Annotated in this window: 10 protein-coding genes and 2 pseudogenes; 5 read left to right on the plus strand and 7 right to left on the minus strand. The window is 66.5% G+C overall.

All coding sequences use genetic code 11. The annotated features are described in order from the left end of the window. The first annotated feature begins 50 nt into the window (after positions 1-50). Positions 51-2891 carry a MobF family relaxase gene (mobF, locus tag BVC93_RS31795; protein ID WP_083741820.1) on the plus strand — a complete coding sequence of 947 codons (2841 nt, stop codon included), beginning with the start codon at positions 51-53 and terminating at the stop codon, positions 2889-2891. Positions 2892-2986: 95 nt separating this feature from the next. Then, positions 2987-3927 (plus strand): annotated as a pseudogene (locus tag BVC93_RS31800) (MPT63 family protein). Positions 3928-3931: 4 nt separating this feature from the next. On the opposite strand, the gene BVC93_RS31805 reads toward BVC93_RS31800, so the two are convergent. Continuing rightward, positions 3932-5512 (minus strand): RNA-binding domain-containing protein, encoded by a 1581-nt coding sequence (locus tag BVC93_RS31805; protein ID WP_083741708.1) that lies wholly within the window; start codon positions 5510-5512, stop codon positions 3932-3934. A 122-nt stretch (positions 5513-5634) separates the two neighbouring features. Here BVC93_RS31805 and BVC93_RS31810 point away from each other — a divergent pair, with 122 nt between their 5' ends. Together BVC93_RS31810 and BVC93_RS31815 are read left to right on the plus strand one after the other, a co-directional pair. Next, positions 5635-6120 (plus strand): hypothetical protein, encoded by a 486-nt coding sequence (locus tag BVC93_RS31810; RefSeq protein WP_083741821.1) that lies wholly within the window; start codon positions 5635-5637, stop codon positions 6118-6120. 92 nt (positions 6121-6212) lie between these two features. Next, a pseudogene (locus BVC93_RS31815) lies at positions 6213-11020 on the plus strand (DEAD/DEAH box helicase). A gap of 214 nt (positions 11021-11234) precedes the next feature. Here the strand turns inward: BVC93_RS31815 and BVC93_RS31820 are convergent. Then, complete coding sequence (locus BVC93_RS31820; protein ID WP_083740161.1) at positions 11235-12641, minus strand: IS1380 family transposase; 1407 nt, start codon at positions 12639-12641, stop codon at positions 11235-11237. 223 nt (positions 12642-12864) lie between these two features. Between BVC93_RS31820 and BVC93_RS31825 the strand changes: the two genes are divergently transcribed. Continuing rightward, positions 12865-15840 (plus strand): DEAD/DEAH box helicase, encoded by a 2976-nt coding sequence (locus BVC93_RS31825; protein ID WP_236950549.1) that lies wholly within the window; start codon positions 12865-12867, stop codon positions 15838-15840. Between the two features lie 317 nt (positions 15841-16157). Here the strand turns inward: BVC93_RS31825 and BVC93_RS31835 are convergent, their stop codons facing one another. From BVC93_RS31835 to BVC93_RS31850, 5 genes are read right to left on the minus strand one after another with little or no spacing between them, the layout of a single operon-like run. Beyond that, positions 16158-17939, minus strand: coding sequence for an AAA family ATPase (locus tag BVC93_RS31835; protein WP_083741711.1), 1782 nt, complete (start codon positions 17937-17939; stop codon positions 16158-16160). Between the two features lie 24 nt (positions 17940-17963). Next, the gene (locus BVC93_RS34315) at positions 17964-18791 is read right to left on the minus strand and encodes a hypothetical protein (RefSeq protein ID WP_236950550.1); all 828 of its coding nucleotides are present in this window, start codon (positions 18789-18791) and stop codon (positions 17964-17966) included. Beyond that, positions 18722-19990, minus strand: a complete 1269-nt coding sequence (locus BVC93_RS34320) for a hypothetical protein (RefSeq protein ID WP_236950551.1) — start codon at positions 19988-19990, stop codon at positions 18722-18724. The genes BVC93_RS34315 and BVC93_RS34320 overlap by 70 nt, the downstream gene beginning before the upstream one ends. Continuing rightward, positions 19987-22575 carry an ATP-binding protein gene (locus BVC93_RS31845; RefSeq protein WP_083741712.1) on the minus strand — a complete coding sequence of 863 codons (2589 nt, stop codon included), beginning with the start codon at positions 22573-22575 and terminating at the stop codon, positions 19987-19989. Before BVC93_RS31845 ends, BVC93_RS34320 begins: the two co-directional genes overlap by 4 nt. A gap of 13 nt (positions 22576-22588) precedes the next feature. After that, the gene (locus tag BVC93_RS31850; RefSeq protein ID WP_011767720.1) at positions 22589-22936 is read right to left on the minus strand and encodes a hypothetical protein; all 348 of its coding nucleotides are present in this window, start codon (positions 22934-22936) and stop codon (positions 22589-22591) included. Positions 22937-22940: the final 4 nt, after the last annotated feature.

Consider the following 22940-nt stretch of genomic DNA (forward strand, 5'->3'; position numbering starts at 1 on the left):
CTGGCGGCGGCCTGTCCGGCTTGGTGAGGTGGTCTGGTGGCGGTGCGACCGTGCTGACGATCTCGCGGCTGAGTCGCTGGAGCATCGGCTACTACAACGACACCGCCAATCAAGCCCGGCAAGCCTCGATGGACCGTCAGGCCGCAGGCGGCGGCCTGGGCGAGTACTACTCCGAAGGCGACACCCGGGTCCCGACCTGGGTCGTGGTCGGCGACAAGGCCACCGTCGGTGAGGCCACCGGACTCGACGGCGCCGCGCTCGACGGCGGGTTTGCTGACACCGGGGTAGCGGAACGGTGGCTCGACGACGGCGTGACCCCCAACGGGGAGGCCGGACGGGCGTTCGGGACCAACGGGGTGCACGGGTTTGACCTGATGTTCGCCGCGCCCAAGAGTGTGTCGCTGCTGCGGTCGCTGACCGACGACGTGGCCGAAAAAGTCATGCAGAACGCCCACGTCAAAGCAGTCGAAGCCGCGATGACCTACCTGCACGAGCACGCCGGGTACACGCGGGTGCACAACCCGCTGACCAGCAACAAAGACCTCCAGCGGCTGCCCGGGCTCGTCGCGATCGCCTACCAGCACGAGACGAGCCGCTGCGGGGACCCGCACCTGCACACCCACGTCATCGTGCCGAATCGCCAGGTCAGAGCTGATGGGCGGCTGGTGTCGATCGACTCCAAGTCGCTGTATCACGAAGCCAAAGCCGCCGGGATCATCTACCAAGCCACGCTGCGCCACGAGTTGCACGCCGAGCGGGGCTTCGAATGGCAGCCCGTCGACGAGCATTCCGGCATGGCCGAGATCGCCGGCGTCACCGCGGCGAGCATCAAGGCGTGGTCTCAGCGTTCGACGCGGCTGCGGGAATGGGCCAAAGACAACCTGGTCGTCGTCGACGGTGAGCCGACCGCCGCGCAGTTGGCGACCGCGCAGAAGGCCACCCGGCCCACCAAACCCGAGCAGCTCGCCTGGGACGAACTCAAAGCGATGTGGCGCGCCGACGCGCGCGGTCTGGATCTGGACCGCGACGCGCATTTCGCCGCGCGCGAGGCGCGGCGCGCACAGGCGCGCACTCCCCTGGACCGAGCGCGCATCGCGCACATGGCAGCGCGCATCGACAAGGCCGCGTTCACGCGCGCGGACATGGTGGAGATCGTCGGCGCGCAGCTGCCCGTCGGCGCGGTCGGGGAACCGCGCGCGCTCATCGAAGCGTTCGTCGACGACATCGGTGTGCGCATCAGCGCGCCGCGCGAAGCGCACCACCGCGAGGGGCACGAGAAGTACACCGTCGACGCGATCATGCTCGAGGAGTCCCGCATCCTCGACATGGTCGATACCTCCGACAACCGCAGTCGACTCGATGTGCGCGCTGCCGATCTCGGGGACCTCTCCGCCGACCAAGAGCGCGCCATCCGCAACATCGCCGTCTCCCCGTTTCTGGTGCAGCCCTTGCAGGCGCCGGCCGGTGCTGGCAAAACTCACTCACTGAAAGCGTTGCGCGCCGCCGCGCACCGGGCGAACAAAGAAGTGCTCGTGCTCGCGCCCACCGGCAAAGCCGTCGACGAGGCGATGCAGGAGGAAGCCGGCGACCGCGGCCTGACCGTGGCCAAGGCGCTCAAACTCATCGAGGACAACAATCTGGCCATCGACCGGCGCACCGTGGTCGTCGTCGACGAAGCCTCCATGGTCGGCACCCCCGAGCTGAAAAAACTGCTGTCGGCCGCGGTGGCCGGGCGCGCGAAGATGGTGCTCGTCGGGGACCCCTACCAGCTGGCGCCGGTGAAAGCCCGCGGCGGCATGTTCGAGCATCTCTGCGGGGACCTGCCCTGGTCGCAGCGCCTGGGCGAAGTGTGGCGGATGCGCAGCGCCGAGGAGCGCGACGCCTCCCTGGCGTTGCGGTCCGGGCACGGCAATCGCCTGCGCAAGGCGGTCGGCTGGTATCGCAGTCACGGCCGCCTGCACACCGGCGACCCGATCGCGATGGCCAAAGACGCCGGCGATGCCTACCTGGCTGACCGGGCCGCCGGGAAAGACTCACTGATGGTCTGCGACTCCTGGGAGATGGCCGACGCGCTCAACCAGCGCGTTCACAACGCCCTCGTCGGCGACGGGCCGTCCGTGCGGGCCGCCCGCGACCAGCGCATCGCCGTCGGCGACATCATCATCAGCCGCGAAAACGACATCAGCATCCCCGTGCACCCCGGGGCCGAGCACCCCGTCGGCCAGGCCGTCGACCAAGTACGCAACGGCAACCGGTGGCGCGTGGCCGGCATCGACGAAAAGACCAATCGGGTGGCCGCCGAACGGCTCACCGACAAGGCGCGCGTCGTCTTCGACGGCGACTACCTCCGCCAGAACGTCACCCTCGGCTACGCGGTGACCGTGCACTCCGCCCAGGGAGTCACCGTGGGCAACAAAACCACTCCCGGTGTGTGCCACTCCATCCTGGCCGACACCTCCAGCCGAGCCATGGCCTATGTCGGCATGACCCGCGCCAAAGATGAAAACCATGCCTACGTCTACCAACGGATCAGCGGCGAAGCCGACCACGAACACTCACGCCTGGTCGCCGGGGCTGACATTCACGTCCTGCGGCGCGGCAACAAATGGGCTGCCGCCCACCACTTCCGCACCATCCTGGCCAACGACGACCGGCCCCGCACCATGCACGCCGAAGCTGAACGCACCGAACGTGACCTACTCCCCCAACCCGTCAGCGACCTGCTGATCGCCCAAGAGCAGCGCCGCAGCGCCCGCAGCGCGGTATGGCGCGAGCACAGCGCCGCCGGCCGGGCCGCGGCCGCGGCCTACCAGCGGATGGCCACCGTCGCCGAGACCGTCGCCGAACGCGACCGTGACCGGGGGCGCGACATCGACGGCCTCGAACTCTGATCTGCTGACGCACAGTGCCACCAACGCGCGATAGCGTCAGAACCTGACCGGTTGCTGCGGGGAGCCAGCGGCCAACGACGCAAGGAGTGCACCAGGTGAAGATCACGACCGTGTTGGCGACAACCGCAGCGGCCGCCGGGATCGGTGTCTTGAGCGCACCAATCGCGCTGGCCGACAACCCCACTCCGAACCTGGTGACGTTGGGCCAGCCAGCTGAACTGATCAACGGGCCGGTGGTGCAGGCCTGGACAATCAGCGAGCTCAAGCCCAGCAGCGACGTCATCCCCTGGCATGTTCGCGGAACGCTGTGGGAAGCCACCGCCACCAACACGGCGGTCGCGGGCACCGTTCAGCCCATCGTGTCCGACCTCAACGCGCGGGCCCGCAACGGCGACACTTACCGAACGCTGTTCCTGGTCGCCACCCCCCAGGGGGTCAACCCGGCCGCGCTCGCCCAAGGGCAGCAGACCTCAGGAAAAATCTACTTCGACGTGACCGGCGCCCAGCCCGACAGCGTCGTCTACAACGACGGTGGCCGCGACCTCGCGGTCTGGCTGACCCCGCCGCCCGCACCGCCAGCCCCCGCGGCCGGCGGCTCGGCCCCCTACCGGGGAACCCCCAGTGCCAGCTCGCCAGCGCAAGATACCGAAGCCGCCCCGGCGGCGGTCCCGCCGGCAGCCGAAACGCCCATCACGCCCGCACCCGCCAGCGTGGGCACACCACTGACCCCCGGCAGTGTCGGTACACCCTGCCCACCGGCAGCGCGGGAACTCCCCTGCCGACCGGCGACGCCGTAGCCCCCGGCGGCACCCCAACCCCAGCGGGTAGCCCATCGGTCACGACAACCCCCGACATCAGCACAGGAACCCCGCTGCCGGCCGAGACCCCCGCACCCGCCACCGCCGCCGCTCCCGCGCCGACCGCGACGCCCGCGGGTAGCGCCGGCACCCCCCTGCCCGCGCCCGAGGTAGCCCCGGCCGCCGGTGCGGGAACGCCGGCGGCGCCCGTCACCACCACGCCGGTACCGATGCCCTGATCGGTCAGAAGACGCGGTGGCGCATCTGTTTGGTGTAGTCGGTGACGCGCTGCAGCGCGGCCGACACGCGGTGTATTGACCCGCCGAACAAGCCCGCCTGCAGCGGCGGCCAGTCGTCACCGGCGTCGTTCACCTCAGCCAGCACCGCGCCGTAGCGGCTGTCCTCCAGGCGGACGGTGTGGCTGGCGTCGGTGACGAACAAACCCAGCCACGGCTCGGTGAATACGCGGTCCTGCGCCATCTGGTCGGCCACGACGAGGGAAAACATGATCTCGGTCTCGTCGAACAGCTCGCCGTAGCGCGTCAGACCGTAGAGGCCGGCGAAGTGCGGTTGCAGCGCGTCGAACAGGTACGACGAGGCGACAAACGGCGGCTTACGCCGTCGATGCTGGGCGATGTCGCCCAGCAGGTGCTCCAATTCCGCGTCGTCGCCGGCGACTTGGGCCGCCCGCAGCGTCAACGCCAAGCTGTCCTCGCGCGACAGCGCCTCCCACGGGCCCACCCTCTCGATCACCGTCACCCGCAAATTGGGGTGCGTAAGAGACCACGGCACGGTGGCGTCGGTGGTCAGCGCCCGCAGGGCACCGAAGTTTCGTCCCTGGACCGCAGAGATCGAGCCCGCGTAGAGCGCCAGCGTGGCCGGTAGCAGGGCCAACGCCTGGAGGCGTTCGTCGCGGCCTTCCACGATCAACGCTTGGGTGGCGCCGACCCGCATCTGCCCGGTTACCGTGTCGCTCAACGGTGCCGGCTGGGCCAGCGCGGCCATCGTGTCCGCCCAGGTGCGCTCGTGGTCGGCGTTGGGCCATGCGCATGCGGTGATGAGCTGATCCAGCAGCGGGGCGGTGAGCTCCTGGTAGCTCTGCGCCATCGCCAGGTACTGGCGCAGCTGCTCCACCGGCTGGCGGCTGGCGAATGTGTTCGGGAAGACCTGCGGGTCAGCACGGGCTGCCTGCAGCTGCTGGACCGTGGCGCGCATCAGCCTGGCAACCGCCAGCGGGTTGCCCTGCTCCACCGCGTCGCGGAACTGCTCGCCCAGCGGGCGGGGCGGATCTTGGAGCAGCCGGTCCTGCAGCATGATCAGCTCACGGTGTGTTGCGGGAGCGGAGCTGGCCACGCCGCGGTGAAACACCGTGCCCGACCGGCTCTTGTCGTAGGTGGTGACCAGCGAATGGATTCGGTCGCCGAGACGCGGCGCGGCGACGGTGAACACCGCAACGTCATGGCCGTCGACCTCGACGTAGTCCATCGTCCAGTGCGGGCCATCCACGTAGGGCCGCAGCTTGTCGTGCAGCGCGGCCGCATCAACGCGCTCGACGCCGACGAGCTGGCCCGGCGCGGCGCCGACCACAAGATAGGCCTCCCCGCCGCAGTCACTGGCCGCGGAACCCGGATCGCGGTTGGCAAAGGCGATGATGGCGCGCGCCGCGGCAAAACGATCAGCCTTGGACCCGAAATCCAGCGTGCTCTTCCACTCGACCCAGTGGGTTTCCTGGCTGCCCACCGGAGCGCGCCGAATCGCTTCAACCAAAGCGGTCACGCTCTGCGGTGACCGCAGCGGAGCCGACGTATCGAAGTCCAGAGCCATAGTTGCCAGCCTATGGGCGCGCCGCGACAGCCCCCGGACACAACAGGCCCTTCGCGGGCAACAGCGGCGCGCTGGCGGCAAGCGCCACAGAGTCCCGCACGGTGGCGCGCCAGTATGGACCCATGATCACCGAGCCGATCGACCTCAGTGGCTTCACGGGCTGGGTGCCGTTCGCAGAGCTGCCCAACACCGACGTGCCGACCTCCCCCGGCGTGTATGTGGTCGTACGGCCGACCGACGACCCACCCACGTTCCTGGACACCTCCCCGGCCGGCCACTTCAAAGGCAAAGACCCCACCGTGCCGGTCGACGAGCTCCACGCGCTCTGGGTGCCGGGAACCCGCATCATCTACATCGGGAAAGCCAACGCCGGGCGCACCGGTCGCCGTGGTCTACGCAAACGGCTCGATGAGTTCCGCCGCTCGGGCGCCGGCCAACCCGTGGGCCACAGCGGCGGGCGGCGGATCTGGCAACTCAGCGACCACGCCCAACTGCGCGTCGGCTGGCAGGTAACCGACGACACCGCCGCGGCCGCCACCGAAACAGCGTTGATCGCCCAGTTTCACGCCCACCACGGACGGCGCCCCTTCGCCAACATGCGGAACTAACGAGCCCTGTTACCCGCCCCGGCCCGACTTCCCTGCGATATTGCGTTCCGCGTTTAGGGTGACTTCGAGCTTCAGCGAAAGGAGTTAGACGGGTGGCGACGTCGGTGCATGAGGTGTTCGAGGTTTTTCGGCGTGCCCCTAGCAATTACGAACGCGGCTTGAAATTCGAGCAGCTCATGGCGCAGTACCTGCCGCTGGATTCCGTCTACGGCCGACTGTTTAAGCAGGTCTGGTTATGGAAGGACTGGCCTGGGCGCGGCGGCAAGATCGACACCGGAATTGACCTCGTCGCTGAGGAGATCGACACCGGTGACCTATGGGCCATCCAATGCAAGTTCTACGAACCCGATCACGTGCTGGGAAAACCGGACGTCGACTCCTTCCTGTCCGCGTCAGGAAAGCATCCCTTCGCACACCGGCTAATCATCTCCACCACGGATAAGTGGGGGAAAAATGCTGAAGACGCGGTGGATAACCAGCAGATTCCCGTTCAGCGCATCGGACTGGCTGACATAGCCGAGGCCCCGATCGACTGGGCCTTCGCCGGCCCCGCCGACAGACTGAACCTTGAGCTGGCCCCCGCCCCCAAACGGGACCCCTGGCCTCACCAGCGTGAAGCCATCGACAAAGTGATCGTCGGCTTCACCGAAAACGACCGCGGCAAGCTCATCATGGCGTGTGGCACGGGAAAGACCTTCACCGCGCTCAAGATCTGCGAACAGATCGCCGACGACCTCGGTGGAACAGCCAAGATCCTGTTCCTGGTGCCCTCAATCTCCCTGTTGTCCCAAACGCTGCGCGAATGGACCGCCCAATGCCAGATAGACCTGCGGTCCTTTGCAGTGTGCTCGGACACCAAGGTCTCCCGCGCAGTGGAAGACATTAACCCCTACGACGTGCCACTCCCTGCCACCACCGATCCGGCCACGCTGGTCGCACAAATGGAGCACCGCAAACGCGCTAAAGGACTGACCGTGGTGTTCAGCACCTACCAGTCCATCAACGTCATCGCTGAAGCACAGGCGGTCGGGCTCGACGACTTCGACCTCATTGTGTGTGATGAAGCGCATCGAACCACCGGCGTCACACTCGTCGACGGAGACGAATCCAACTTCGTCAAGGTGCACGACGCAGCCTTCCTCGCCGGGACAAAGCGGCTCTACATGACAGCGACACCAAGGCTTTTCGCGGAGGAAACCAAGACCAAGGCCGCCGAGCATTCCGCGGTCCTCGCGTCGATGGACGACGAAGCCCTCTACGGCCCCACTTTTCACCGACTCGGATTCGGCGAAGCCGTGGAGCGCGGACTGCTCACCGACTACAAGGTGCTCGTGCTCACCGTCGACGAGAAGTACATCGCCGGCCCACTGCAGCAGCAGCTTGCCGACGTCAACAGCGAACTCAACCTCGACGACGCGACCAAAATCGTCGGTTGTTGGAACGGGCTCGCCAAACGAACTGGCAAAGCCGCCGGCGGTGCTGACTTCGGCGGTGACACCCGGCCCATGCAGCGCGCCGTGGCCTTCCTTCGAGACATCAAGTCCTCTAAAAAGCTCGCAGGGAAGTTCGCCACCGTCATCGACGCCTATGACCAGGCCGACGACCACCTACTCCGCTGCGACGTCGAACATGTCGACGGAACCTACAACGCCCTGGAACGCAACCACCGCCTGCAATGGCTCAAGGCGCCACTACCCGACAATCAATGCCGCATTCTGGCCAACGCCCGCTGCCTTTCCGAAGGGGTCGACGTCCCCAGCCTCGACGCGGTCCTCTTCCTCAACCCCGCAGCTCCGTGGTTGACGTCGTGCAATCCGTCGGCCGGGTCATGCGCCGAGCCGAAGGCAAGCAATACGGGTACATCATCCTGCCCGTCGGGGTACCGGCGGGCGTAGCACCTAGCCAAGCACTCGCCGACAACCGCCGCTTCAAGGTGGTGTGGCAAGTGCTACAGGCGCTGAGAGCGCATGACGACCGCTTCAACGCCACAGTCAACAAACTCGAACTCAACAAGAACGCCACGGACTCAATCCTCGTCGGCCACGTACCAAACGCCGCCGAAAATCTCACCGACTCAACATCTACCGGCGACGGTTCAACAGCCCCTGCCGATACCGCGGCTGCCGAGTCGGCTCAGGTCGCTCAACAGCTGTCGATGTTCACCCCCGACCAATGGCGGGACGCTGTGTACGCCAAGATCGTCGATAAGGTCGGCACGCGCACCTACTGGGAGGACTGGGCCAAGGACGTCGCCGCAATCGCCACGGCCCAGCAGACACGCATCAAGGCGCTGCTTAACGAGAGCACCCCCGACATCGCAGCAGCTTTCGATAAGTTCGTCGGAGCGCTGCGCGCCCATCTCAACGATTCGATCAACCGGGATCAAGCCGTGGAGATGCTTTCCCAGCACCTAATCACCAAACCGGTGTTCAACGCCCTCTTCGAAGACTACGATTTTGCGGACCACAACCCAGTTTCACAGGTCATGCAGGCGATGGTCGCTACCCTGCATGACCAAGCGCTCGACACAGAAACCCAACGCCTAGAGGGCTTTTACGAATCAGTGCGCATGCGCGCCGCCGGGGTTGACAACGCCGAAGGCAAACAACGCATCGTCGTCGAACTCTACGAGAAGTTCTTTCGGATCGGTTTCCCGCGTACCGCCAAAGCTCTCGGGATCGTCTATACGCCAACGCAAGTCGTTGACTTCATCCTGCGCTCGGCCAATGACACACTGCACGCCGAATTTGGAACGACATTGACTGAGCCCGGCGTCCACATCCTCGATCCATTCACCGGGACTGGCACCTTCATCGTGCGCCTGATCCAAACCGGACTCATCAGGCCCGAAGACCTGGCCCGAAAGTATGCAAACGAACTGCATGCCAACGAGATCGTGTTGCTGGCTTACTACATCGCCGCCATCAACATAGAAGCCGCCTACCACGGTGCCGTCGGCGGTGAGTACCAGCCGTTCAACGGCATCGTGCTTACCGACACCTTTCAAATCGCCGAAACCGGCGACACCATGGATGCCGAACTTTTCCCTCAGAACAACGATCGGATCATCGCCCAGCAGAGCCAACCCATCCGTGTCATCGTCGGGAATCCGCCTTACAAGTCGGGGCAGGGCAGCGCCAACGACAACAATGCTAACCAGCCGTATCCCACACTCGACGCCGCGATTTCCACCACCTATGCCGCCAAGTCGGCCGCCAAACTGAAAAGCAAACTCTACGACTCGTATGTTCGCGCCATCCGTTGGGCCACCGACAGGATCGGTGACGCCGGCATCGTCGCCTACGTCACCAACTCCGGCTGGATCACCGGCAACACCACCGCCGGTCTCCGGCTTGCTATGCCGGAAGAGTTCTCGGCGCTTTATATCTACGATCTCCGCGGCAACCAACGCCAAAGCGACTGGCGCGCCGAAGGCGGCAAGATCTTTGACGACGGGTCACAAACGGGTGCAGCGATTCTCATCGCCGTCAAGAACCCTGCCGCCACAGGCCCGTGCCAGATCCACTATCACAACATTGGGGACGGGCTATCCCGCGATGACAAGCTTGCAATCATCGCGAAAAGCCAACTGCCTACCATGGTGTGGGAGACGATTTCCCCGAACGACGAAGGCGACTGGGTCGACCCCCGAGACGAAGCCTTCAGCTCCTACACACCAATCGCCGTCAAACGCGGATCCGACCACCTGGCTATCTTCACCGACTACTCGGGCGGACTCAAAACCAACCGTGATGCCTGGGTGTACAACTTCTCTGCCGCGCAGCTGGCCGACAGCATGTCCGCCACCATCGACTTCTATAACGAACAGGTCGACGCCTACCAGCGTGCAGTCGCCGCCAACCCCGAACTCGCCGTCGAGGACGCAGTCACCTACGATGACGCCAAAATCAGCTGGTCTTCCGGCCTGCTCCCCAAAGTGCAACGCGGGCAACGTATCAGCCACCAGCCGACGCATCGGCGCTTGGCCATGTACCGGCCGTTCTGCAAGATGCACGTCTATTTCGACGACGACCTCAACGACCGCCGTGGCCGACTGCACTACCTCTTCCCTCGCGAGGACCTGCCGAACTTCGGGTTCTTCGTTCCTAACCCCGGGAACCTGGCACCACCGTTCCTCAGCCTAATGACCGACGCGCTCCCAGATCTCGGCGCCGCCGGCATTAGCGCCGTCAACTTCTACCCACGCTGGACCTATCAGACCCGCACCGCCGGCGGCCAACTAACACTTGACGACTCAGCACAGGCTGACGCCGAATACCGACGCGTTGACACCATCAGCCCGCAGGTGCTCGCCACCTACCGCATCGCCCTCGGCGACGACATCAGCACAGACGACATTTTCTACTACACGTACGGGCTGCTGCACTCTCCGCAATACCGACAGAGGTTCGCCGCCGACCTCAAAAAGATGCTTCCTAGAATTCCCCCACCCGCAGCCCGCGAGCACTTCGACGCCTTCACCCACGCTGGTCACACGCTCAGCGACCTTCACCGCGGATACGAGACCGCAACCCCCTACCCCCTTCTCGAAACAACGACCGGAACTTTCAATGGCACTCCGCAAGAGACCCTGCGCGTCACAAAGATGCGATTCAAATCGAAGACTGACCGCAGCGCCCTGATCTACAACTCTCAGCTCACCCTCTCGGGAATTCCCGAGGACGCGCACCGTTACCGACTCGGGTCGCGCTCAGCGCTCGAATGGATCATTGAGCGCTACCAGATCAAGACTGACAGCCGCGGCTCCGGGATCGTCAACGATCCCAACACCTGGTGCAGTGAACACGACGACCCCCGATACATTGTCGACTTAATCAAGCGCATCGTCACCGTCAGCGTCAAAACGATGAGCATCGTCGACAGCTTGCCACCAATCTGACTTCGCGGCCGGTACGCCGCCAGCGCCAGCAGATCCGGCAAAGGACCGGCTGCCCGCCCTTGAACCCGCTATCGTTTAGCCTCGATCCGTGGACTGACCTGATGGATGTGGTTCTGAGGTGATGGCGCCGGTCGGTCGTTGTGCTGGCAGCGGGTAGCTGCTGGTCTGCCCAGCTTTTCCTGTGTGCTCCGGTAGGGCCTGTTCGGCGGGGTGGTCAGGGTGTTGCTGGTAGCGGTGGGCTGTGTCCGATGGTGTTGCGCCACAATGTGAGCCAGTGTTGTGTCCAGGGCCAGTGGCTGGGAAGGTGCAGGATCGGTCGTCGTTGGGGTCGGGCCAGCCGGGCCGGGATGTTGACGATGCGTCGTCGCAACGTGGCCCCTCTGGCGACGGCGTTGGTGGCGCCGCCGGCCAGGACGCCAGCGGCGCGCAGCAGATTGTGGGAGATCGCGGCGCACAGGATCCAGGCCGAGTTCGCCCCGAACTGGCCTGAGGGCATGTGGGCCAGGGGTCCGTCGATGAGGTCGGCGAAGACGGTTTCGATGATCGCGTGGCGGCGGTGGGTGATGTCGGCAGCGTCGGCCGGTTCGTCGGTATCGGTGAAGAACGGGTGATACCGCCATACCGGGAACAGTGCGTCGGGGAATCGGGCGTCTTTGACGCGCCGCACGATCAACCGCGCGGTGACGGGCCGGTTGGTGGAACTGAAGGCGGTGTAGGTGGTTTCAGCGACTTCGGCGTCCGAGATCCATCCGCCGGTGTCGGGGTCACGCACCGCGCCGGGATACTTGACCGGGATCCAGTCGTGGTCGCTGATGGAGTCAATGGCTGCGGCGACGGTGGCCGACTTGGTGAGTACCAGCGAGAACTGGGCACCGGCGCGACGGCAGGCGGCCACGACGGTGCTGTTGCCGTAGGCAGAGTCGCCGCGCACCAGGACCTGTCCGGTGACTCCGGCGGCACGGGCGGTGGCGACCGCTTGGGCGATCATCCGGGCCGCGCCTTTGCCGGAGTTGGTCTTGCCTGCCCGCAACCTGGCTCCGGCGATCACCGGGGCGCTGTGATCGGTGCTGATGGTGGTGATCAACGGGGACAGGCCTTTGCGCAGGATCTGTTTCCCGGCGATCTTGGTGTGTCCGTAGGAGGCGCCTTGTTTGGCGTGGCCATAGACTGGGCGCAGCAGTGAATCGATATCGATGAACGCCCGCTCGTTGGCGCCGGGCAACACCTCGACGCGCTGACACAAGCTGCCCAGATGCTCCCGTAGGACGGACTCGAGTTGGCGGGCGTGCCCGAAGGTGAACTCACGCAGCAAGGTTCCGACCGTCGATGGGGCGTACACGCCGCCGAAGAGGGTTTTCATCCCGCCGGCACGCACGATGTCGAGGTCATCGATGCAGTCAGCGCCGGCACACATCGCGGCGATCAGGGTGGTCAGCTTCGGCGACGGATTGGCTGACCCGGACTTGATCCGCGGTGCCGCGATGCGAATCTTGTTGCCCAGCAGGTCAGACAGCCCGGTCTGGCTGGCCAGCGTCATCACCGGTACCAACCCGGCACACGACACGAGATGCTCATCATCGAACAGCGCCGACGCGGCCAAGAAATTGTGCGAGACTTGCACCGGAAGTGCCTTTCTTGCCGGACATGATTGTTGCGTAGAGAACACCAATCATTCCAGTTCAGAGGGCACTTTCCTCATTCCGACACCCCATGACCAGCCAATTCATCGGTGGATCGAGGTTTAGATCTCGTCGCAAGTCACAGCAGCAGTTGCCTTCTTTGTGATGCGCAGCCGGATACGCTCTGATACGACGAGCCACTCTCCCCGATCCGGCAGGTAGCTGTTGCTGACCCTTCGCGACTATCAGCGCGCCGCCGTCGACGCCGTCTCCCCCGACGAGCACCGGGCGCTGCTGGTATCTGGCTGCGGTACCGGCAAGACTCTCATGGCGGTGCACGCGGTGGCCAAGCTGCTCGGTGGTGCCCCCGGCACGGTCCTGCTGACCTTTCCCACCCTCGGCCTACTGGAGCAGACCTATCAGGTGTGGCGCGGCGAGGCACCGATGCCGTTCTCCGCGCTGGCGGTGTGCTCGCAACAGATCAGCGACCCCGAAGACATCGCCGACGACGAGCTATCAATACCCAGCACCACCTCCGCTGAGCAACTGGCTCACTGGCTGGCCGACACCGCCGGTGTGCGCGTAGTTTTCGCCACCTACCAATCGGCGGCGGTCCTGGTCGAGGCCCACCGCGCGTTTAATGCAGCGACCTGGACAGTCATGGTGTGCGACGAGGCCCACCGCACCGCCGGGCGGCGCGGCAAACCGTTCGCCGTCGTGCTCGACGACCACAAGATCCCGGCCGCGCGCCGGCTTTTTTTCACAGCCACTCCCAAAGTGCACGCCCGCGGTTCCTCGCCGAGCCGCGGCAGCGCCAGGCCGCGCAGGAGCGTGGTCGCCTCCATGGACAACCCGGACCTCTACGGCCGGCGGGTGTTCTCACTGCCCACCCGCGACGCGATCCAGCGCGGCATCCTCAGCCCGTTCAAGGTGGCAGTCATTGCCGTTACCGACTCGGCGGTGGCCTCCGCCCTCAAAGATGTCCGCCTGATCAGCCTCGCCGCAGGAGAAGACGGCAGCGCCCGCGCTGACCATGTGGCCGCCGCGATCGCCTTGACCCAAGCGGCCGACGACTACCAGCTCTCCAGCGTCCTGGCCTTCCACAACACCATCGCCGCCAGCCGCGACTTCGCCGCCACCTTCGCCCGCACCCACGCGCTGCTGCGTGCCCGCGGCCTCGTCTCTGACGGACGTGAAGCCCACATCACCCACATCGACGGAGGCTCCCCCCTGCGGGAGCGCAAGGCCGCGGCCGAAGACACCCTCGGCCAGCACCGGCCCGATCAATGGAACATCGTCACCAACGCGCGGTGCATCACCGAGGGAATCGACATTCCCGCCCTGGACGCGGTGTTCTTCGCCGAGCCGCGGTCCTCCGACATCGACGTCGCCCAAGCCGTCGGACGCGCCATCCGCAAGAACCCCCACCACGACCGTCCCGCGCTGATCGTGCTGGCACTGACCGTGGACGACAGCCTCGACGCCGAAACCGTCATCGACATCAGCCAATTCAAGAAAGCGCGGCAAGTGCTGCTCGCGCTCCAAAGCCACGACCCCAGCATCGGCGCCGATCTCACCCGGCTCTGGGACACCCTGGGCGAGACCGGCGCCGGTGACAGCGACTCCGTGCACACCGATCTCGTCGACATCCTCATCCCCACCGACCTGCCCTCGGAGCTGGCTGAGCAGTTCCTGCGCGCCTTCAGCGTGCACACCGTCGACACCTTGACCCAGCAGTGGGAAGACAACTTCGCCGCGCTGGCCGCCTATGCCGCCGCGCACGGCCACGCCAGCCCGCCGCAGCAGTACGCGACTGCTGACGGGCGCCCCCTGGGGCAATGGGTATCCGGACAGCGACGCGCCCACAGCCACGGCCGGATGCTCCCGCAGCGCATCGAGCGACTCGAAGGACTGCCCGGCTGGGCGTGGAACGTCGTCGACGCACGCTGGGAGACGAACTTCGCTGCGCTGGCCGCCTACGCCGACACCCACGGGCACTCCTACCCTCCGCGCACCGCGAATCTTCACCTCAACCAATGGGTGATCGGGCTGCGCCGGCCCGGGCAGCGGCAGCGGCTGCGCGAGGACCAACGCAAACGCCTGGAAGATCTCCCCGGCTGGAGCTGGGCTCACCGACAAACCCGTCAGTGGGAGAGCTACTTCGAGGAGCTCGCCGCGTACGCGGCCGCACACGGCCACGCCAGCCCGCCGATCCGCTACATGACCGCGGGCGGAGTGGACCTGGGCCAGTGGGTGCACGATCTACGGCGACCGTCGCGACGGGCGAAGCTTGCCCGTGCCCGGTGCCGGCGTCTGGAGGCGCTGCCGGGTTGGTCCTGGGAGTACCGAGCCCGGCCTACGTGGGAGGCCGCGTTCGACGCGCTGGCTGCCTACGCTGCCGAGCACGGGCACACCAACCCGCCGGGCGGCGAGCAGACCGACGATGGTCGGTCCTTGGCGTCGTGGGTGACCGCACAGCGTCAGGCACGCAGCAAGGGCAAGCTCAGCGCTGAGCGCTGCCGGCGTCTGGAGGCGCTGCCGGGCTGGTCGTGGAACCTCGCCGAAGCCCGATGGGAGGAAAACTTCGCCGCGCTGGCGGCCTTTGCCGCCACACACCGCAGCTGCAATCCCCCGCCCGACTACGTGTCATCGACCGGTGCCAGCATTGCCGACTGGCTACGAGGAGTGCGCCGCGCCGCCCGCGCCGGCAGTCTGTCGACAGAGCGGCTGAAGCGGGTGCAGTCGTTGCCGGGTTGGTCGCCGGAGGCGCGGCGATTCGACGCCGCCTGGGATGAGAACTATGACCAGCTCGTCGCCTACGCCGATGAACACGGCCACGCCGCACCGGGCCAGCACTACCGCACCGCATCCGGGATGGCGTTGGGGCACTGGGTATCTAACCAACGTGCGGCGTACCGGACCGGGAGGATGGCTCGGGACTTCCCCGACCGCATCGGCCGCCTGGAAGCCCTGCCCGGGTGGGCGTGGAACACCTTCGATGCTCAGTGGGACAGGGGGTTTCGCGAATTGCAGGCGTACTGCGCTGAACACGGCGCGGCCACCCCGGGAAGCAAGTCGGTCACCCCGTCAGGGCACCGGCTTGGCCAATGGGTCAGCGACCAACGCAAAAAGCGCCGCGCCGGTCAGCTCAGCGAGGAGCGGTGCCGTCGACTGGAAACGCTGGTCGGCTGGAGTTGGTGATCGCGGCGCCTCAATAGGTGGTGTCGGGAAGAAAATAGCGGGGCGAGACGCCAAACACCTTTGCTACGCAATACACTTCGTCGACGCGCGGTGCCCGCTCGCCGTGGTAGAGGCGGTACCACTGGGTGCGGGAGGTCTTGAACTCGGGCAGTGATCCTGGATCAGCTTGTGGACCGTGAGGGCTTTCGTCGTGCGGGTGCGGCCGGTATTGAGCATCCGAACCCGGGGGTTGTCCTGGATGAGCGCGGCCAGCTGCTCGGAGAAGTAGGTCGCGGCAATGTGAGGCTTCGAGGCCTGCGCCGGGCCGGTATGGGCAGTCATGTCGCCGGCGCGGCGCTGATATCGCCGCTCTGCGAGGAGGCCAGGGCGCGGGCCATGTCGTCGGTGTTGACCACCAGCAGCGACGGATCGGCGGAGGCCAGGGCGGCCAATTCCTCCGGAGTGTTGCTGCTGAGTCGCCGGGCGCGCTCCCGTTTGCAGGCAATGACCACCTTGCGGGCGTAGCGGCCGTTGCCGGCGATGTCGAGCGCGGTGCCGGCGTCGGTGGGTGTGGCGCGCAAGCGGGTGGCCTCGGCGTGCAGCATGGGCCACGCCTCCTCGGCAATTGCGATCTTCTCCTTGCCTGCGATGTGGCGCCCGATCGCCACGATTTCGTCGGCGGTGTAGCTGGTGAAGGTTAGGGTGAAGTTGAACCGTGACGCCAGGCCCGGATTGGCGGCCAGGAAGCGGCGCATCTCTTTGGGATAGCCGGCGACGATGACGACCAGCCGGTCGCGGAAGTCCTCCATGTATTTCAGCAGCGTGTTGATGGCGTCCTTGCCAAAGCTGTGGCCCTCGGTCTCTGGGACCAGCCGGTAGGCCTCGTCGATGAACAACACCCCGCCCAACGCCTCTTCGCAGACCTCTTTCATCCGCTGCGCGGTCTGGGAGACGTAACCGACGACAAGATCCTCCTCGGTGACTTCCATGACCTCGGGGCGCTGAATCTTGCCCAGGCCGAAGAGGATCTCGGCGACGATGCGGGCGAACGTGGTTTTCGCCGTCCCGGGCGGACCTTCCAGGACCATGTGGTTTTCACCGGTCGACGACGTTTCATCGCCCTGAGCGGCCATCAGCTGATCAATCTGAATTTCGGTGCGCCACACTGCGATCTGCTCTTTGGGGCCTTCGAGTCCGATCAGTTCGTCGAGGCGGCGCTTGGCGTTGGCCAGTACTTCTTTCTGCTCTTCGGCCAGTGCGGCCGCGTCGCGCTGGGCGCGGCTGGTTTCGGTGGCCGGGTCCCACTTGTCTGTGCGGGTGGCGATGGTTTCGGGGTCGGTGACCACCAGGCGGTAGCTGGTGTCGTCGATGGCCTGCTGGGCCGCGGGCAGCAACTGCCCCTCCACTGCGGCGGCGCGGAACGCCGCCAGCGCAGCGTCGGGGTCGTCGAGTTCACGCAGGCACCAGCCGCGGGTGAGCGCCACATCGGCGCTGACGTAGGGGTTGTCGGTGTGGATCTTGTCGGCGGTGTCGAGTGCGGTTTGGAACTGTCCCAGGCTGGCGGAGGCCGCCGCGGTCAGCGCCGCGACGGCGGCGCTGACAGGTTCCAGGACATAGGTTGCTTCCGGCGGTGGGGACACCGCCGTGGCGGCGAGCAGATCCGGCCAACGCCGGGTGCGGTAGTGCAGTGTGGCGGTGATGAATTGACGCCATTGGGCGGCTTGGGTGTCCTCGGTGATGGCCGGGTGGTCGAGCAGTGACGCGGCTTGGGCGTACTGTTCGGCGCGGATGAGTGCTGAGGCGTAGGCCAGGGCCAGCGTGGCCCGTGACCACACCGGAAGCGTCAGGTATAGCGGTGCCACGATCACGGCGTGCAGTTCGCCGGCCTTGAGGCCGATGCGGCGGGTTTCGCGGTAGAGCGCCCGGGAGTTCTCGTGCGCGCCGGTCAGGGTGTCGAGTTCCTGGTCTCCGCACGCCAGGCGACCCAGCCAGGCGTCAGACATGGCGGGGTTGTCGGCGGTGATGCGGGTGAAGATGCTCAGTGCGGTGGCGCGGTCCCCGGAGCGGTAGCTGTCCATCGCGGCGTCGAACGCGCGGCGCTGTTCGGTCGGCGAGGTCATGGGTGGCGCTTCTCCCCTGCTTGGCTACGTGTTGGTGATGGGATTGACGGTAGTCGGTGGCCCGGCGGAAGGTCCTGGCTCGTCGTCGGGTGGTGGAAACTCCTCGTCGTCGTGCGGCGGTTCCGGGGGTGGTGGGACCTCGTCGAGGTACCGCGCCTCGGGGAGGTCGGCCATCGCAGGCAGGGATGTCGCTGTCCCGCCGAGCCCTCCCGGGGCCTCGCCGGGCAGCTCGAAGGTCGCTGGCGGAGACCCGCTGGGAGCCGGGGCGGAGTGGCGGGTGGCCGGTGCTGCGGCGCGGGCGTTGTCGAAGCCGCTGAGCATGCCTTGGATTCCCCCGCCGGTCGGCGGCGGCGCTGACAGTGCCGGCTCTCCACCGCCGGCGGGGGCGGGGTGTGCTGCGCCGCCGGGGTCGATACCGCCCGCTGTGGGCTGTTCGGCGGCACCTCCAGAGCTGCCTCCCGCACCGGGACTGCCAGTGCTCCCGTCAGAGGGAACCGGGTCGAAACCGGGCTGCGGTGCGCCATGAATTTGACGGGCGTTGGAGGTGGCGTCTGCCTCCATCTGCTCCCACGGGGTGTTGCCGCGGTTGTGCAGCCGTGACCCCAATCCTTTCGCTCCGGCGGCGGCGGCACCGCCGACGCCGCCGATCGCGGCGTGCATCCCCATGCCGAGGGCGACACTGCCAGCCTGGCGGAACAGGCCGGGTCCGGGTCGTTCGGCCGACAGGTCGGCGCGGATGTAGCGCAGCAGCATCATCGCCGCGACCGAGACGGCGCCCATCATCAGCACGTGCGCGAACGGATTGGTGCCGCCCAGTTGTGCGGGGAGCCGGCCGGCGACGATTGACTCCACCGCCAGGCCCATGACGCTGACGAAGATGATGTAGACCAGGACTTCGATGGCGTGGCGGAAGAACTGCCACACCACAGCGGTGGCGCGACGCTGGGGGCACCGGGGATGGCTCCCAGCCACAGCGTCGGCAGCAGGATCACCGTTGTGTAGATCGCCTTGACCGACACCTTGAGCACCGCCCAGCCCGAGAGCACCATGAAGGCCCCCAGCAGCAGCGCAACCACAACGAACACCAGCCCGACCCAGATGTTGGTGCCGTCGAGGTGCTGGGCGTAGGACACTGCTGCGGTGTTGCCGCAGGACTGCATGGCACGGATCGGTCCATCGGGTGCGCCGCGATTGACTGCTGCCGACCAGGCGGCCCCGCATCCACCGACCCGATCGACCACTTGGCCGAAGTTCCACAGCTGCAACGGTTCTCGCACGGTGTGGGTGATGAGGCTGGCGGTCAGCGCGTCGACCTGCCCGCCCGAGCCGACACCGTCGAAGGTGCCGTTATGGCCCGGAGTGGCGGCCTGGGCGACGCTGAACCCGACCCGGCGGGCGAACTCGAGGAGCCCGCCTTCCCCGTACATCAGCCCGGCCGGGTTGGCGAAGATCGCGATCGACAGTGCCGGCATGGTCAACGCAATGAGGATCATCGTCCAGCCCCGACCGGCTTCGCCGCGGTGAATGGTGACCACCCCGGCGAACACCCCGATTGGGATCGCGATCGCCAACAGGCCCAACTGCGTGGTGACGGTGATGACCGCGTTAGTGACTGCGCGGGCGATCTCGCCGATGACAGTGAGCCAGTAGGTGCTCACCGTCATCTTCATCAGCCACAGCGCCAACGCGATGATGCCGATGAACAGCCCCGCCTCGGCGGTGAGGATGCTGGCCGAGGTGACATTGAACGCCATCGTTTCCATGGCGTGCAGCGTCCAGGCCATCCAACTATCGGGTGTCCAGCCGATGTCGGGCCCGGCCTGGGTGATCTGCTCGCGAATGGTGGGCAGGCTCAGGTAGTAGTTGCCCAGGGGCACCCCGTAGGTGTCTTTGAGGCCGGTCCAGTTGAGCACCATCGCGTTGGTCGACGCGCTGGCCGTCGGCGCGGTGACGGTCGCCAGCAGTGCCAGCGTGTGCAGGACGCCCAGCACCAGCAGCGGACGGCCCCACCGCGGGTGGGTCAGATACCAGTAGTGCAGGCGGGCGGTCATGATCGCTGCGTGGCCTGGCTGCGCTGCTGAGCTCGGTGGGGGTTGGTGTCGAAGCGGGCGGCCAACGCCGCGGTCGGGGCTGCAAACAGCGCCACCTTGCCGAAGCCACCGAACTCGTCGAGGAACCACGCTTCGCCCTCGCGGCCGGGGATCACCTTTCCGTAGCGGTCATCAATCGCGTCGTCGCCGTGGTCGACCAGCTGCACAGGGCTGGTGTTGTTGACGTAGTTGGCCAGCAGCTCCGGGTGGCGGTCCAGGTCGCGGTCACACCACTGCAAGGTTGCTTTGGCGATGTCAGATCGCTTGAACCCCAGGCACAGTCGCTGATCGATGAACTCGTCCTCCAGCACGGCGAAGTCTTTGATCGGCTGCTGGCTGATACCGCAGAACCCCGTCCAGGCCTTACGGCCCTGGCGGATGATCGTGTTCGCGCACTTCTGCCCGCCCGGAGAGTTGGTCCACGCTGCGCACTCCTCGACGACCAGCATGTCAGGCTGATCGGGGCGGCCGAAAAAGATCGACTGCGCCACTTCGGCGCCCAGCCCGTAGAGCGCTTGGGCGGCGCGCTGGCCCGGCGTGGTCTGCTGATGCAGGTGGGCCTGGTATTCCTCGGTGACCGTGGGCAGCTTGAGTCCGGCGAAATTCCAGATCACGCATTGGGTGGTGGCGATGTCGGGAACGGGCAGGGACTCATCAAACAGTGGCCGCAGCAGGCGTTGGGCGGCTAGGCCTTCCAACCCGATGAGCAGGTCTTCGTCGGCGTCGGTGCGCAGCGCAGTGGGCATGTCGCGGAGATATCTGATCAGCTGCGCGGTGCTGCCGATGCCGTTGGCCTCGCGTGACTCCGGGGCCAGCAGCCCCCACAGTCGCTGAGCGCCCCGGCTCAACGGCGACAATCCCAATTGCGGTAGCAAATGGTCGATGGTGCGTTCTGCGGCTTCTTTATAAGGGAAGACCCGCAGTCCATCGAGGCTGAAATTCATGCGGCTGACATCAATGACGACTTTATCGTCGAAATCGGCCAACGCTGTTTCGTGTTCGCGGGCGTCGGTGGGATCGAATAAATGCAGACCGGCGCCGAGTTTGAGCCACGAGCGGCTCAAATTCTTCGTCGCGTGCGATTTGCCGCGGCCCGGTGAGCCGCAGATCACCAGGTTCGCCGGGTTCTCGCGGGCCGGCGCGTTGAGGACATCGAGGAGAACGACGTCGCGCAGCCCGGGGCTGGTCAGGTTCATCCCCAGCGGGACGCCGGTGTTGTTGCCGAGCTTGCTCGCCAGCAGCGGGACGAATGGCGCGAACCGCTTGGTGGTGGTGGGGTTGCGGAACTCGTCGAGGGCGGCGCGGCGCTCCCCTCCCGGGGCGAACGCCCGCCACAATGTGGGCTGGCTGCCGCGCCACCGTTTCGAGCCGATGTTCTGGCCGCGGTAGGTGCGGGCGACATCGGCCACGGCCCGGTTCACCGTGTCCGGGTCACCGGCGGCCGCGGCGATGACGATGGCGGCGTTCACACCGCGCTCGGCGCTGCCGCGTTTGAGTTCTGAGGCCAGCTCCCGCCCGGAGGCCAGCTTGCGCAGCAGCTCGTCGGAACTCGATGCGTGGCGGCCGCGCTGGCGGTACTGGTCGCGAATGTTGACGATGACGTTCTCTGCGGTCGACACGGCCACATCCGCGCTGGTGAAGGTGATGTTGATCGTCCAGTCCAAGACGGTGGTCGGTGTCGTGAGGTCATCGAGGACCTTGAACAGTGTCGAGCGCGGCCAGGCAATTCCGTTGTCGGGGAAGCTGTCTAAGGGCAGCAGCGCTTGATAGGAGTCCGCGACACCGTCGGTGCGATCCCGGAAGGTGCGTACGAAGACGTCGGTGTCGGTGCGGGCCGCCCGCCAGCGGCGGTCGCGCAGCTGAGCTGCCCCCGGGTCGAGGTGGACCGGGGTGAACGCCGACCCCGGCAGGGTGGCGTCGGGATTGAACGGTTGTGTCGGCAGCGGCGCATCCCAGGCGCCGCGGCTGGCGATGTAGTTCCAATGCCACCAGATCTGTTCCACCGTGGCCGGTTTGGGAAAGAACACCGCAGGCAGCGCGGCGACCATCTGGGCGGCCAGGTCCCGGTAGTAGGCGATGGAGGAGTCGGTGTCCTTGTCGCGGCCGAGTGCGGCGTCGACCATGCGCCGCCACGTGCCGCTGGGGGTGCGCCCGGCCAGTCCGTAATCCAGGGGCAGGCTCAGCCAGTAGATACGGCGGCGAGCGCGGTGCCCGGCGATGGTGGGTTCCCAGCTGCGGCAGTGCTGCACCCAGGGCCGCGCCGCCTCGGACACGCCCTCGGGGGCGGCCGCGCCGGGGCGCAAATCGGGGTGGCTGTACAGCATTTTGCGGACGGTGGCGCGCGGGGCCACCGGCACTGTCAGGCCACTGATCGACGATCCGGACGGCAGCGCACGCCACAGCTCGGCGTGCTCGGCAGCCACCCGGTCCTGCCACTCTTCGGAGAGGAAGATGAACGGCTGTCCGGAGAGCAGATAGTCGGCGTAGACCCCGTGCGGGGTCAGCCGCAGGTTGCCGATCGCGCGCAGCGGGGCGGGCACAGACATGGCAGGACCCTTCTTAACGGGGAGGGCGGTGCGATGAGATGACCTGCGGGCGCAGGTTCTCCCACCACCAGTGGGCGCGGGTGCGCAGCGACGGGCGGGTCGCCGGCAGCTTCGACAGCAGCCACACCGCAGCCACCGTGATCACCACGCCGAGAATGAGGATGCGGAACGCACTGGCCCCGTTGGTGATGTTGGCCGTCACCAGCGAACCGGTCACCACGAAGCCCAGCACCGCGGCGATAGCGTCGGGGGCGCGCCATTTCTCCTTGAACGGCAGCGTGAATCCGTCACCGGAGTCGCCCAGATGGATGGGCAGCGAGCGTTGATCGGAGTAGATCTTGGCCGAGGTGTCGTTGCCCATGCGC

The organism is Mycobacterium sp. MS1601, assembly GCF_001984215.1.
Taxonomy (GTDB): domain Bacteria; phylum Actinomycetota; class Actinomycetes; order Mycobacteriales; family Mycobacteriaceae; genus Mycobacterium.

Coding starts and splice junctions, on each gene's coding strand:
- BVC93_RS31805 (WP_083741708.1), bottom strand. CDS start 5,512: ATGGCTCTGGACTTCGATACGTCGGCTCCGCTGCGGTCACCGCAGAGC.
- BVC93_RS31810 (WP_083741821.1), top strand. CDS start 5,635: ATGATCACCGAGCCGATCGACCTCAGTGGCTTCACGGGCTGGGTGCCG.
- BVC93_RS31835 (WP_083741711.1), bottom strand. CDS start 17,939: ATGACCTCGCCGACCGAACAGCGCCGCGCGTTCGACGCCGCGATGGAC.
- BVC93_RS34320 (WP_236950551.1), bottom strand. CDS start 19,990: ATGACCGCCCGCCTGCACTACTGGTATCTGACCCACCCGCGGTGGGGC.
- BVC93_RS31845 (WP_083741712.1), bottom strand. CDS start 22,575: ATGTCTGTGCCCGCCCCGCTGCGCGCGATCGGCAACCTGCGGCTGACC.
- BVC93_RS31850 (WP_011767720.1), bottom strand. CDS start 22,936: ATGGGCAACGACACCTCGGCCAAGATCTACTCCGATCAACGCTCGCTG.